This window comes from Anabaena sp. WA102, from assembly GCF_001277295.1.
In the GTDB taxonomy this organism is placed as follows: domain Bacteria; phylum Cyanobacteriota; class Cyanobacteriia; order Cyanobacteriales; family Nostocaceae; genus Dolichospermum; species Dolichospermum heterosporum.
Genome location: NZ_CP011456.1, coordinates 4,675,204 through 4,688,851, shown reverse-complemented (window position 1 = coordinate 4,688,851; position 13,648 = coordinate 4,675,204). Strand labels below are relative to the sequence as shown.

Below are 13,648 nucleotides of genomic sequence, written 5' to 3'. Positions count from 1 at the left end.
AAGGAGTTAATATCTTCCCTTATTTTCCCTGTACACAGCTAATTTATCTCCTTATGCTGTAATGAACGGTTAGGGAAAAAGCGTTATGAATACTCAAAAACAACTAAATCAAATATTTCAAAGTGATGAAAATCAATATAAAGTTGGTACTCTCAAAGAGAAAATCCGTTTTCTAGATCCTGATCATACACAAAGACGTAAACAGCAACGAGCAATTAATGAAACAATGATGAAAATTGCTCTCTTATATGGGGAAAAAGATTTTCATGGTAACGATATTAGAGTTACCATACTAGATAAAAATTTGCGAAATACTATTTATGCAAAATTTATAGATAAACTGCGTGGTTTACGAGTTATCTGGAAAGGAGAACTTAAAAATCCAGAAATTATTACTGTATTATGGAATTTTGAAACAAAAGCAATAAGTCGCAGATAAATAACATATTTTGTCCAAACGATGGTACTAGTAACAAAATATCAGCCTAAAAAATTCTCACACATAGAGCATAAGCTAGTACCACCGTAAAATCAAAAGTCAAAAATTCATTGCCCGAATTATCACACCAATAAAACTAACTAAGCCAATTACAAGTAAAGCCACCCCAATAATTTCCGCACTGTGAGAGGTTTCGTAGGTATAGCGATCGCTTTGAATTTGTTTAAGTAACTTACGGTGTTCTCTTAACCCTAAAACCATTCCCAACATTCCCGTCACAATAAAAGACAACCCCACAATCACTGAAAATCTGACTGGGTTAAGGTGATGACTCAGACGAGTATTTTCAATTGCTCTAACAATGGTGGGGATACCAAAACCAAAACCAATTAAGGAAAGACAGGTGCGTATCCACGCCATTAATGTGCGGTCTGCTGCTGCTCGACTGCGGTATTTAGCTAGTTCTGTTCGATCTGCGGCTAAATCGTTGGTAGACAATTGTTCAGGTGTTTCTGATTTGATAAGTGGCTGATTCATTGTGGTAAAATGTGCCTGTAAATTACCTCTGAATAATTACTTTTATTGTTGTTTATTGAGTTCTTGATTCAGAAAATAATTGAGGAAAGTTCTAATTAAGGCAACAATTCCTAATTTTCCTAGAGACTCAAAGGTTGAATGGTAGGTTGTAGAAAGAATATCTGCTCCTAATTGAAATTCTAATGCCAGCACTAGCCAAATGCCAAAGTTGAGCCGGATTTGCAGAAATCTGTTTTGACTATGATGATGGTTCAGAGAAATTGCTATTTTTCCGCTTTTTAATACACCCAATAAAATACAAAAAACAGAAATAGATTCTAGTAAAAATTTCAGCAAAGTCACAACAAATGATAACCAGCTCTCTAGCTGTTCAAATAATGCCATAATTTAGATTTTTACACGCAGAGACGCAGAGGCACGGAGAGGAATTGAAAACCGCATTTAGAGGATGTTTGAAAAGTTTTTAATGTATAAATAAACCCCTCTCCAAACCTCTCCCCGACGCGGGGAGAGGCTTTGAAACCCCCATTCCCTTGTAGGGAAGGGGGGAAGGGGGGTTAGGTTTCTGGAGATTATCGGTTTCATCTAATACTTTTCAAACAACCTCTTAGCTAGGTTGTTTCTCTAATTTGCGTTTATTCCAAATTGAGTAAAAACCACCTAGAACTGCTCCTACAATTACATAAGCTATGATTGTGGGAATTACCTGTTGTTGTACGTCATTCAAAATAGCGATAAACAAAGCTAAACCGACATTACGAGCAATACAGGAAATTGCTAAAATTGGTTGTGTATCATCATTATGATCTCCTAAACTGTGTCCTATTGCTAGAGAAACAATTATCATGATTGTAATCACAACCATTGGTAATCCCCAAACTTTGAAAAATAGGGGAATCCCTAAAATACCAGCCAAAATAACCAGCAGTAATAAAAGAATATCAGCAATAAAATTTAAAGGTTGGGCGATATTTTCGGCAAATTTAGGAGTAAATTTTTGCAGCAACAGACCGATACTGACAGGCAACAACTGTACCATGATCACCTGTCTAGCGACTTCTAAAATTGTCACTTTTTCTACAAGATGCTGAAATAGGCTGAAAAAAATGCCCAATGTGACGGGAGTAACGCAGACTGCAAGTATGGCGAGGGTTAATTGAAGACTGGCTGCGTAACAGAATCTGCCTCCAGCCTTTTGCGCTCTTTTTGTGGTCAGAGGCGCACCTGGAGAAGCCGCTAACAAGGCTAATCCTGTGATTACTTCGGGGGGTAAGTTAAACAGTTTTAGCAGGACAATAACCACTAAAGGAACTAGCACGACAACGGCTAAAAGCGCACGGAGTAGTAAAGCCGGTTTTCGCCACAGAGAGAGCATTTCTTCAAAACAGAGATTGCTGCCTATGGCTAACATTAGAGAAAAAATCGTGATTTTAACGAAAATCAGCAGTAAAGGATAGTGCATGGCTTTCACTACATAACTTGCTCCCTAGAAAGATATGAAACGAAATAAAGCGATCGCCAGGGTTTAGGAACTTCCAAGAAAAAAATTATCCCAATAAATGAACAAAAGAACCACAGAGGCACAGAGAACACAGAGAGAGAAGAAATAGAGAGAGTTTTTGCGTTAGTTTTGGGACATATTTTTATTTGGAAGTCCCTTAAAAAGCGGTTTTAACCGCACGAGTCGTTTTCCTCTCAGCACTAAAGTGACTGAGTTTCCCACTTACCACAAGGTCTTATGATATCTCTAAACACAACCCCCTATTACTATCTCTGGTAATAAGCTTTATTGCTCCCAACTTCCTACCTGACATCTTGCACCAACAAAAATTGATGTTAAGTAGTGAGACAGAATTAATTACACAATAGACATCTCCGAAAATTAAATATGCGTGACATGAAACCCCTGTAGAGACGTTCCATGGAACGTCTATACAATCTTTACCGGAGATGTCTATTGTCATTGCGTAAGCGTTGCGTGGCGTTAGCCATAGGGAACGAAGCGATAGCGAAGCGCTGCTGCAAGCAGTTCGCAAGGGTTGTGATTGCTTCCCTTCCCTCGCAATGACTGTAAATATTTTTGTCCAATTACTTAATAAAGCCACCTTCAAGCCCGCAGGTTTTAATCTGTAGGTGAAAGTGGCTTTAAAAATCAGCTTATTAACAGGTTGTTATGGCGATGCACTGACAACCCATCTATTCTCTACCTGTCGGTAAACCTAACTTGTGGTTACTAGGACTAGGAGAAGATTCATGGTGAGTGATTTTCAACTTGGGTTTAGGACTACCGCCACCGCTGCTGCGTCTGTCGTCGTTGCCTTTACCTTCTTTTGACCAAGAGGAACGACCACCGCGACCACCACCGGAACTGCGTTCACGTTCGCCACTATCACCACGTTTGTTGATTCTGGGTTTGGGAGTTGGGCTTTCTTCAACAGGTAGGTCTACTCCTGATAGTAACCAAGCGGGGCGGGTTTGATCGTAGGCGATTTGTAAAGCAGCAGCAGCGATCGCATGAGCATCATATTCCTCAATCATCTCGCTGATAATCGGCAAGAAGGAAGCTAACCGTTCCCCAGTTAAAGCTTCAGCAACTTGTCCTCTTAACTTCTGGATATGTTGGGCTTCAATCTGTGCCTTGGTAGGAATAGACAGAATCTGCCAAGTTTGACGGTTATGGCGTTCAAATGCCTGTTGTTTGCGGCGTTCAAATGCCTGAACTAAGGAAATTGCCGTTCCTTCTTTTCCAGCCCGACCAGTCCGACCAATCCGGTGAACGTATGTTTCCACGCTATCGGGTAAATCAAAGTTGATAACGTGGGAAAGCTGGTCAACATCTAAACCACGCGCTGCAATATCAGTAGCTACCACCCAACGTACTTGACGGTTACGGAAACGGATTAATAGGCGTTCCCGGGCTTGTTGGGACAAATCACCATGATATTCATCCACACTATGACCAGCAGATTGTAATTGACTGGTTAATTCTGCGGCTGTGCGGCGGGTGCGAACAAAGATTAAAGCTGTTTCTGGATCTTCCATTTCCAGAATTGGTTGTAAAGCTTTAGCTTTTGTCCAATGACGGGGAATCATGTAAGCCACTTGATTGATTTTATTCGGTGCGGCTTTGGGTTGTTCAACGGTGACAGTTACCGGTGAGTTCAAAAATTTATTTACCAACATCCGAATTGACGGTGGCATTGTCGCTGAGAATAAGGCTGTTTGGCGTTCTTCAGGCGCTTGAGAAAGAATTCTCTCTACATCGTCAATGAAGCCCATGCTTAACATTTCATCAGCTTCATCTAAGACAAACCATCTGACTTGATCTAATTTCAAGTTACCACGATCTAGTAAGTCTATGACCCGTCCTGGTGTACCGACAACGATTTGCGCCCCACGTCTGAGTTGCATAATTTGACGGTCAATTGATTGACCACCGTAAATAGCCGCTGCTTTCAAGTAACTGTTACCAATAAATTGGGAAACAGCCGCATGAACTTGAATTGCTAACTCACGAGTTGGGGTTAAAACTATGGCTTGTACAGCTTTTAAGCTGGGATCTAATCTTTCTAAAATTGGTAGAGAAAAAGCTGCGGTTTTACCTGTTCCTGTTTGGGATTGACCAACTACATCCCGACCATTTAATAGTTGAGGAATTGCTTGGGTTTGAATATTTGTAGGTTCAGAAAAACCCATGTTTGCTAACAGTTCAGCTCGTTCTTGAGAAATGCCTAATTCTTGAAATGATAAATTCATTAATGCTCCTAGATTTGATTGTGAATTTTGAACTTGTGAACCGATACTTATTTGTAAATTAAGTCTTATACAACAGCAGATAGCAGATAGGAAGATAATCTATCACTATTGATAACTCGACCATAGAGGTCATAGGCATCGGCACTTTCAATTGCTACTTTAACGATGGTTCCTAGCCTAGCCTCTCCTTTAACATAGACTTGACCATCAACTTCGGGAGAAAATCTGCCGGAACGACCGATTAATTCTCCACCTTCAGGATTTTCTTGCTCAATCAGGACATCAACTACTTTGCCGATTTCCTGTTGATTTTTCTGGAAGGAAATTGGCTGTTGTAATTCCATTAGTTGATTACGGCGTTCCGTCGTCACTTCTGCGGGAATTTGATTGGGTAGATTGTAGGCGGGAGTTCCTTCTTCTGGTGAGAAGGTGAAGACACCAACATGATCAAATTTATGTCGTTGGGTAAACTCTAATAAATGTTGAAAATGTGCTTGAGTTTCTCCAGGAAAACCAACTATAAATGTGGTTCTTAGCACTGCTGATGGTAGGGCAATTTTCAGCCGTTCCATAATCCCATCATTGATTTGCCCTTGCCAAGGACGATTCATGGCCCGGAGAATTTCTGGATGAGAATGCTGTAGAGGCAAATCCAAATATGGTAAACAGTTGGGGGTTTCTTGGATGGCCGCAATTACATCGGGTGTGAGTCCAGTGGGATAGGCGTAGTGCATCCTAATCCAAGGGATATCTACTTTGCCTAATGCCCGTAGCAATTCGGCTAATTTGGGTTTCCCGTAAATATCTAAGCCGTAATTGGTGGTGATTTGGGAAATGAGAATTATTTCTTTGACACCTTGACTTGCCAGTTGTTGGGCTTCGGCGACTATTGATTCAATGGTACGCGATCGCTGGTTTCCTCGCAAATGGGGAATAATACAAAATGCACACCGATAATCACAGCCTTCTGCCACCCGTAGGTAAGCTACCCCTTCAGTGGTTGTCCGATAACGGGGTGTGGTTTCATCGGCAATATAGGTAGGTTCGGCAGTAATTTCTTTAACTCGCTCTCCCTGTTCTACTCGCTCGATGATATCAACGATTTTGTGATAATCGCCTGTCCCTACTACCGCTACTGCTTCCGGCAATTCTTCCAATAATTGTTCTTGAAAGTGTTGCGCCATGCAGCCAGTAATGACGATTTTTTTATTGGCTTCCGCTAGTTCTACTAGGGTTTTTACTGATTCCTGTCGAGCCGCTTCAATAAAACTACAGGTATTGACAATTACGTAATCTGCTAATTCTTCGTTACTATCTACACCATAGCCTGCATTTACTAGCAGCCCTAGCATATGTTCTGTATCAATTCGATTTTTCTCGCAGCCCAGGTGAGAAATGGCAATCGTTGGCTTTTCAACCATATTTTGAATAGATCTTCCGTTTTTCCTTGTTAATTAACATTCAAGCGTTGGGTTAGGAATATGCAATCACAAAAATACAGCAGGTAAATGAAGCACGAAACTTCAATCAAAAATCAATCGGGTTTTACTCGGTGATTTCTGACTGGGCGCAGGCCCTGCGCCCCTACCTCCTGACTTTTGTTGTCTTTTCCACCCAACTACCCGCTACTAATTACCAGATTTAACCTATATAACTAGCAACTTTAATTAGTAAAAGCCAGTTTATGACCTTCAGCTATCATGTTGATAGGGGTCATGTTATGATACTTCTACTAATTTGTTTCCCAGGGTAATCTTTAAGTGTCTTTGGGTAAGTTTGACACTCATTATATTTTTAACAATTCGCTTAATGGTATTTTGTATTACCGCAGCGTGGGCGTTGTTAATTTACCCGTTGGGAAGCCGACCAAGAGGTCTGTTGTGAGAAGCCGCTACCCAACTGGGGAAATCGCATGGGCGACTACGCCTATCAAGCAGTAATGCTACTCGGACATTTGCAATTAAATGCCGGGAAGCTGCCTTGCATCTTGTGAGTGGCAAACTCCTCTTGTCATCAGATTCTATCTTAACATATCTTATGGAAGGTTGAAAGTTAATTTATATCTTCAGGAGGAGGCAATAATTTGACCATGAAAAAGGTGGGATCAGGGTCCGGGAGATGGGAAAAATTACTAATTACCCATTCCTAATCATCCATTTCCTGTTTTCTGTTCCCTAAAGCAACTTATATTATTAGTATAAAAGGCGGAAGGCTGTAATGCCTAGAGAATCTGCATTTTTTTTGTGTGATTCTTCCTGTCTAGTTATTGATGCCATTTTGTTACCCCCTCGTCTGGAGAGTGGGGATAGACAAGAACTCCAGACTGTGACAAGTAAATTAAAGACGTGGACTTATATCAGTTATTTAAAACCCGAACGCCAATTATTGGCGTAGTACATCTGCTCCCTCTTCCGACTTCAGCCCGTTGGGGAGGTAGTCTCAAAGCAGTGATTGACCGCGCCGAACAAGAAGCCACAGCCCTTGCCAGTGGAGGTGTAGATGGGATTATCGTTGAGAATTTTTTTGATGCCCCATTTACGAAAAATCAAGTTGACCCCGCAGTTGTGAGCGCTATGACTGTGGTTGTGCAACGCATCCAGAATTTAGTTACTGTGCCTTTGGGATTAAATGTGTTACGCAATGATGGTAGAAGTGCGATCGCTATTGCTAGTTGCGTTAATGCCCAATTTGTCAGAATTAATGTTCTTACGGGTGTGATGGCAACGGATCAAGGTTTAATTGAAGGGGACGCTCATCAATTATTACGATATCGTCGGGAATTAGGATCTGATGTGAAAATTTTTGCTGATGTTTTGGTAAAACACGCCCGTCCTTTGAGTTCTCCTAATCTGACGGTTGCTGTTAAAGATACCATTGAAAGAGGTTTGGCTGATGCGGTAATTTTATCTGGTTGGGCTACTGGTAGTCCTCCTGACCAAGAGGATTTGGAACTGGCTAGTAATGCGGCTGCTGGTACTCCTGTGTTTATTGGTAGTGGTGCAAGTTGGGAAAATGTGGGGACTTTGTTACAAGCCGCAGATGGGGTGATTGTTTCTAGTTCTCTGAAACGTCATGGTCAAATTCAGCAACCAATAGATCCGATTCGCGTCAGCCAATTTGTAGAAGCTGCCCGCAGACCTCTATTGTCTAAACTATGATTCTTTTGATTCTCTTGATTAGAAATTGTCTAAACTATGATTCTTTTGATTTTCTTGATTAGAAATTGTCTAAACTATGATTCTTTTGATTTTCTTGATTAGAAATTGTCTAAACTATGATTCTTTTGATTTTCTTGATTTAGATGATTAGGAGAGGAGGATCTTTAGATTCTATTCCCCAATTACCAATTACCAATTACCCATTACCCATTACCAATATTATGATTCGTCGTCGTTCTACTCCTTGGATTCATAAATGGTCGCGTCCGGCGATCGCAACTATTGCTGGTTTTGGTATCCTAAATACAGGTTATCTCACCTATGAAAAGCTGACCGGTAGCACTCCGGTTTGTACTACCCCAGAAAATGTTAAAGGTTGTGTGGATGTCCTTTCTAGTCCTTGGGCTACGGTTTTAGGTCAACCATTACCTGTATTTGGTTTATTGGCATACATGGGGATGTTGATATTGGCTTTAGCTCCCTTAGCATTGAACGCAGGGGAAAATCACAAAAGTCAGAAACAACTAGAAAATTTGACTTGGTGGTTGCTGTTTGTGGGAGCGATCGCTATGTCAGTTTTCAGTGGATACTTAATGTATGTCCTGGCATTTCAACTCCAAGCTGTTTGTCTGTACTGTATTGCATCTGCCTTGTTTGCATTAACTATGTTAGTGTTAACCGTCATGGGTAGAGATTGGGAAGACATCGGACAACTTTTATTTACGGCTGTGATTGTGGCAATGGTGACGCTAATTGGGACTTTAGGAGTTTATTCTCAAGTAAATCCATCAGGTAACATTACTGAATCAACTGATGGCAAACCAACAGCAATTACCTTTACTCCTAAAGAACAACCAAATCCTCAATTTGGCTGGGAAATTACCACTAAATCTGGTGCAGCCGAAATAGCCCTAGCCCAACATCTTGTCAAATCTGGTGCTAAGGAATATGTAGCCTATTGGTGTCCACACTGTCACGAACAAAAGCTACTTTTTGGTAAAGAGGCTTATCAAATCATTAATGATAATTCTAAGGTAGAGTGCGCTGGCGATAGTCCCAATGGTAAACCAGAATTATGTAAAGCTGCAAAAATCGAAGGTTTCCCGACTTGGATTATTAATGGTAAAAGTTATAGCGGAGTCCAGACTTTAGAGGAACTAGGAAAAATAACTGGTTACACAGGTCCGAAAAACTTTAAATATTTTCGTTAAAGTTGTTCATAAGATCCCCGACTTCTCTAAGAAGTCGGGGATCTAGTTCTGTTGTTATTTACCCATTACCCATTGCTGATTTTGGACAAGAGTATGCACTTGCCAATTAGGATCAGTTTCGGGATAATCTAAACGGTAATGTCCACCCCGGCTTTCGGTTCTAAAAACAGCACTTTTGAGAATTAATTCCGCCACATCTAATAAATTACGAGTTTCCGCCCAAAGCCGCAATTCCTTTTCAATTTGTGGTTGTTGAAAATTAACTGATTGTGTTGGTTTTAAACTCAATAATAATTGACTTAAAGGTAAATTAGTAAAGTCTTCTTGCCAAGATGCAACTTGAGAAATGGCAGTTTCTAAACTTGATTGTTCTCGACAAATACCTGCACTTTGCCAAACTACACGGGGTAAGTTTTTCCGAATTTCTGCCAGTTGTCTTTGTTGATTTTCCCACTCGATTAAAGATGGGTTAATTTCCAAACTTTCAGTTTCAATAATATTAGTAGATTCCTGTTTTCCCAGTTGCAATTTTTCATAGTCAACATTAGCCATTTGCGCCCCAAAAACAATACATTCCAATAACGAATTACTGGCTAGGCGATTAGCACCATGTACTCCCGTACTGGCAGTTTCCCCAATGGCATATAAACCGGGAATATTGGTGGAATTAATCACATCTGTACTCACACCACCCATCCAATAATGGGCAGCGGGAGACACAGGAATGGGTTGAGTAAAGACATCAATGCCCCAATGTTGACAAACATTAATGATATTCGGGAAACGGTGGCGAATTTTGTCGGCGGGAATGGGACGCATATCTAACCAAACATTGGCTGTAGCCATATCAGCAGCCGTTTTTTGTAAATGACTGAAAATCGCTCGACTGACCACATCACGGGGTGCTAGTTCCCCTGCTGGGTGGTAATCAAAGGCAAAACGTCGCCCGGTGTCATCCACCAAATGCGCCCCTTCTCCACGCACAGCTTCACTAATGAGAAAACGTCCTGGTTTGCTGAGGGCTGTGGGATGAAATTGGACAAATTCTAAATCACGGAGAATTGCCCCTGCCCGCCAAGCAATGGCCACACCATCACCTGTACTTACCGCTGGGTTAGTAGTTTGGGCAAATACTTGACCACCGCCACCTGTAGCTAAAATCACAGCCCCGGCTCTAATCCAGGTAATTTTCCCTTGATAAAATAGGCTAGTTCCCAAACATTGACCGGTTTGGGGTTCTATCCATAAACTCAGAGCTAAAGCTTGCTGAATTACTTTGATATTTTGACGACGTAGGACTTGATCTGTAAGGGTGGTGGTAACTTCCCTGCCGGTGGTGTCGGCTGCATGAAGCACGCGAGGACGAGAATGGGCTGCTTCTAGGGTTAAAGCTAAGTTACTGTCATGACGATCAAAGGCTACGCCTAAGTTAACCAGGGATTGAATACAACTGGGGGCTTGTTCGGCGAGGAATTTGACAGCGGCGATGTCGCATAAACCAGCACCTGCTTTTAATGTGTCTTCAATATGCAGTTGTGGCGAATCTTCTGGGGCTACGGCTGCGGCTATGCCACCTTGCGCCCAATCACTGGCGGATAGGGAAACTGTTTCTTTAGTAATTAAGCCGACTCGTAAGGATGCGGGTAGACATAGGGCTGTATATAGTCCTGCTGCACCGGCACCGACTACTAAAACATCAAATTGGTTAGGAATATTTATATCAGGCAAGGGATAACTATGATTTTTGTGATTTGGATGATTTTTGGGATTTACAGCCCAAAATTTAAGATCTCAACTTAGAGGGTGTTTGAAAAGTTATGGTTGATGTATCAAATATTTTTTACCCCACCCTAACCCTCCCCTTGTCAAGGGGAGGGAACTGGATTTTTATTGTTTCCCCCCTTTACAAGGGGAAAGGGGGGTAGCAATGTGATGAAAATTACGGAATACCACTTTTCAAACATCCTCTTACACATTTTGGTTTTTCTCAGGCTCAGAGGGTGTTTGAAAAGTCGGACAAGTTGTAAAAAAGCTCTCTCAGTATAAGCAGCTAAGGATTTCTGAGAATTTAGTTTTTGACTGGGCTTATTTATAAAGTAAAGTTATTGATTTAAGTTTTTAAATAAGTTTTTTTAAAATGAATCTTTTTGATGTTGATGGATAGCGTAACTTTTAGCGTGGTAACATACTTATGTTGAGTAAATTTACCATTGCATAGCACCATTGCATAGCACCATTGCATAGCAATGCTAACTCGAACTAATCAAGACCACTAATTGAACGAAATAGGAAAGAAAATGAAAGAAACATCTAAGAAAGTGTTAAAAGCCGCTGCTATTGCTTCTTTATTAACGGGTAGTGTAATTGCTTCCACCGTTTCTATCTTTGCTGATAAAGCTAATGCTGCCACTACCACAGCTGAGTCTACTACTGGTTTTACTGGGACTATAGATCCATCCTGTGCCGTTGCTACTGGTTTCACTAGCAGTACATCCAACGCCTACACTGCAACTGGCTATGCAGGCTCTGGCACTGGTGGTGTTCAGAAGCTGGAGACAAGTGACACGGCCTCATTTAACTGCAACAGTGATACAGTTAACGTATCAGCAGTTGTAACCGCAACCCCACCTACTGCGCCAAGCAACGCAACTTCTCTTGCAGGGGTGCATACTACTACACTTTCCAGTGATCCTGCAAATGCTAATGCAACTGGAACTGGTTCTACTACTGTAGCTCCCACAAATTGGAAAACAAACGCCCAAGGTAACATTGGGATTACAGTTAGGTCTACTTGGAACCCAGCCACTGGTGGACAAGAATTGTTAGATGGGACTTATACTGCTGTTGCTATTGTTACCGTCACACCTAACTAGTACAGGCAAAAACTCCCTAATTTTACCGCTCTTTGATTTTTTAGCTTATACTCAAAACGGTTGGGACATAGACTTTTGTAAAATCACGAAAAACCTAGATTTGTAGGAGTTTAGCAATGCTAAACTCCTGCCCGCAGAGTCAAATAATTAAGCCCTGTTGAGTATAAATAGTATTCACCTCATCACTTACCCTATCGGGTAGGTGATTATTCTTGGCTTAAATTTAATCACTTTATTGCTTAAGTCCTATAATCGTGCTGCTTGCTGTCGTAAATGACTAGAAAAAAGATCCATGAAAAAACTAATTTTAGTAGCTTTAACGATTATAACTATTCTCAATCCTACTCAAGTATTAGCACAATTAAGTCTAACCTGCCCTACTCAAGGTAGCTTAACATTAACCAATCAATATAATCTTGCTACTACACAACCTGCCCAGTGTAGTTTTGTAGTTGATAATACTGTTTCTAATATTGATGTTACTATCACCCTATCTGAACCAACTTTAAATCAACAGGCAACTACTGAGAAAATAGATCCTGCTGGTACAAGTAGAACCGCACAATTAACCTATACAAATAACAGTAGTAGTAAGACCATTCATCAAAATTCTAGTACAACTGATACCTTTTCCGGTTCAAGTACCACTCCTATGGCAGTAAGTATTCAAATCCAAAGACCACAGAAATTTTTTGCTGGCTTTTATACTTATGAACTCATGATCAATATCACTTCACCTTGAATTTTTACGAAGGAGTAAATAATGCTGAAATCAAGATTTATTAAAAAAAGTATTGTTGCAATAACAAGTATGGGGTTTTGTGGATCATTACTATTCCATAAACCAGCAAATGCTCAAGTAAATGTATCTCCCCTAGTTATCTTCACACAAACAAAACAAGGAACAGCTACAGGCTTTATTACCCTAATAAATGGAGGAAATGAAGCAGTAAAAATGAATTTATATGCTTTACCGTTTACGTATAATTCCAATGGTTTCCAAGTTTTAGAATCTAGTCCCAATGATTTATCACCCTATCTCATTTTTTCTCCTTCAGAAATAGTTTTAGAGCCAAAACAAACCCGTAGAGTTAGATTATTAGCTCGTCTCTTACCCAGTATGAAATCAGGGGAATATCGAGCCGTCATTTTTTCTCAACCTTTTAAGCCAAAAAATACCAGTGGTTTGACTGTAAATAATAGACTGGGAACAGTGGTTTATGTTAGTCATGGTGAGATTCGAGAAAGTTTAATTCCCAAGGAAACTAACTATGATATCAAAAAGGAAGAACTCTATTTGTTAGTTAAAAATGAAGGAAACGTGACTATTCGTTCTGAAGGTAGATGGGAATTAAAACAAGCCGGACAACTAGGATTTCAAGGGGAAATTTCTAAGATTACTATTATTGCAGAAGGAACAAGAAATGTTCCCATCACTATTGAAAAAGACCAAACAAAAACGTTAATTCCAGCAGGAAATTATCAGCTTACAGGAGAATTGGTTTGGGGAGATCCTCGAAATCCTACAAAAGTACCTTTTAGTTTACCAGTGACTATTCCATCAAGATGAAACTTCTACAATTCAACGTTTAGGCTACACGCCAACAAATAATTCTAGTTTTTCCTATGAAGGTGTTAATATGGGCTGATTCATAACTTAAAGTTATTGATTTA

The 13,648-nt window shown here is 40.5% G+C and carries 12 protein-coding genes; 6 read left to right on the top strand and 6 right to left on the bottom strand.

Annotated elements, in window-relative coordinates; all coding sequences use genetic code 11:
• The first annotated feature begins 85 nt into the window (after positions 1 to 85).
• The gene (locus tag AA650_RS20570) at positions 86 to 439 is read left to right on the top strand and encodes a hypothetical protein (protein WP_053540458.1); all 354 of its coding nucleotides are present in this window, start codon (positions 86 to 88) and stop codon (positions 437 to 439) included.
• Positions 440 to 538: 99 nt separating this feature from the next.
• Here the strand turns inward: AA650_RS20570 and AA650_RS20565 are convergent, their stop codons facing one another.
• The 5 genes from AA650_RS20565 to rimO form a co-directional block, all read right to left on the bottom strand.
• A complete protein-coding gene (locus tag AA650_RS20565) occupies positions 539 to 976 on the bottom strand; it encodes a YidH family protein (protein ID WP_053540457.1) in 438 nt (145 codons plus the stop codon).
• Between the two features lie 42 nt (positions 977 to 1,018).
• Positions 1,019 to 1,360, bottom strand: a complete 342-nt coding sequence (locus AA650_RS20560; RefSeq protein WP_053540456.1) for a DUF1622 domain-containing protein — start codon at positions 1,358 to 1,360, stop codon at positions 1,019 to 1,021.
• A gap of 223 nt (positions 1,361 to 1,583) precedes the next feature.
• Positions 1,584 to 2,438, bottom strand: a complete 855-nt coding sequence (locus AA650_RS20555) for a bile acid:sodium symporter family protein (RefSeq protein WP_053540455.1) — start codon at positions 2,436 to 2,438, stop codon at positions 1,584 to 1,586.
• A 734-nt stretch (positions 2,439 to 3,172) separates the two neighbouring features.
• Entirely contained in the window at positions 3,173 to 4,732 is a 1,560-nt protein-coding gene (locus AA650_RS20550) for a DEAD/DEAH box helicase (protein ID WP_053540454.1), read from the bottom strand.
• Positions 4,733 to 4,797: 65 nt separating this feature from the next.
• Positions 4,798 to 6,153: a 30S ribosomal protein S12 methylthiotransferase RimO gene (gene rimO, locus AA650_RS20545; protein WP_053540453.1), complete on the bottom strand. Its 1,356-nt coding sequence runs from the start codon at positions 6,151 to 6,153 to the stop codon at positions 4,798 to 4,800.
• Between the two features lie 924 nt (positions 6,154 to 7,077).
• On the opposite strand from rimO, the gene btpA reads away from it, so the two are divergent.
• Positions 7,078 to 7,890, top strand: coding sequence for a photosystem I biogenesis protein BtpA (gene btpA / locus AA650_RS20540; protein ID WP_053540452.1), 813 nt, complete (start codon positions 7,078 to 7,080; stop codon positions 7,888 to 7,890).
• A gap of 221 nt (positions 7,891 to 8,111) precedes the next feature.
• Positions 8,112 to 9,101 carry a vitamin K epoxide reductase family protein gene (locus tag AA650_RS20535; protein WP_053541362.1) on the top strand — a complete coding sequence of 330 codons (990 nt, stop codon included), beginning with the start codon at positions 8,112 to 8,114 and terminating at the stop codon, positions 9,099 to 9,101.
• A gap of 54 nt (positions 9,102 to 9,155) precedes the next feature.
• Here AA650_RS20535 and nadB read toward each other — a convergent pair whose 3' ends face one another.
• A complete protein-coding gene (nadB, locus tag AA650_RS20530) occupies positions 9,156 to 10,829 on the bottom strand; it encodes an L-aspartate oxidase (RefSeq protein WP_053540451.1) in 1,674 nt (557 codons plus the stop codon).
• A 569-nt stretch (positions 10,830 to 11,398) separates the two neighbouring features.
• Between nadB and AA650_RS20525 the strand changes: the two genes are divergently transcribed.
• From AA650_RS20525 to AA650_RS20515, 3 genes are all read left to right on the top strand, one after another.
• A complete protein-coding gene (locus AA650_RS20525) occupies positions 11,399 to 11,974 on the top strand; it encodes a hypothetical protein (RefSeq protein ID WP_053540450.1) in 576 nt (191 codons plus the stop codon).
• A 292-nt stretch (positions 11,975 to 12,266) separates the two neighbouring features.
• On the top strand, positions 12,267 to 12,716 hold the full coding sequence (locus AA650_RS20520; protein ID WP_053540449.1) for a hypothetical protein: 450 nt from the start codon (positions 12,267 to 12,269) through the stop codon (positions 12,714 to 12,716).
• Between the two features lie 21 nt (positions 12,717 to 12,737).
• Positions 12,738 to 13,544, top strand: a complete 807-nt coding sequence (locus AA650_RS20515) for a hypothetical protein (RefSeq protein ID WP_053540448.1) — start codon at positions 12,738 to 12,740, stop codon at positions 13,542 to 13,544.
• Positions 13,545 to 13,648: the final 104 nt, after the last annotated feature.

Coding starts and splice junctions, on each gene's coding strand:
- AA650_RS20570 (WP_053540458.1), top strand. CDS start 86: ATGAATACTCAAAAACAACTAAATCAAATATTTCAAAGTGATGAAAAT.
- AA650_RS20565 (WP_053540457.1), bottom strand. CDS start 976: ATGAATCAGCCACTTATCAAATCAGAAACACCTGAACAATTGTCTACC.
- AA650_RS20560 (WP_053540456.1), bottom strand. CDS start 1,360: ATGGCATTATTTGAACAGCTAGAGAGCTGGTTATCATTTGTTGTGACT.
- AA650_RS20555 (WP_053540455.1), bottom strand. CDS start 2,438: ATGCACTATCCTTTACTGCTGATTTTCGTTAAAATCACGATTTTTTCT.
- AA650_RS20550 (WP_053540454.1), bottom strand. CDS start 4,732: ATGAATTTATCATTTCAAGAATTAGGCATTTCTCAAGAACGAGCTGAA.
- rimO (WP_053540453.1), bottom strand. CDS start 6,153: ATGGTTGAAAAGCCAACGATTGCCATTTCTCACCTGGGCTGCGAGAAA.
- AA650_RS20535 (WP_053541362.1), top strand. CDS start 8,112: ATGATTCGTCGTCGTTCTACTCCTTGGATTCATAAATGGTCGCGTCCG.
- AA650_RS20525 (WP_053540450.1), top strand. CDS start 11,399: ATGAAAGAAACATCTAAGAAAGTGTTAAAAGCCGCTGCTATTGCTTCT.
- AA650_RS20520 (WP_053540449.1), top strand. CDS start 12,267: ATGAAAAAACTAATTTTAGTAGCTTTAACGATTATAACTATTCTCAAT.
- AA650_RS20515 (WP_053540448.1), top strand. CDS start 12,738: ATGCTGAAATCAAGATTTATTAAAAAAAGTATTGTTGCAATAACAAGT.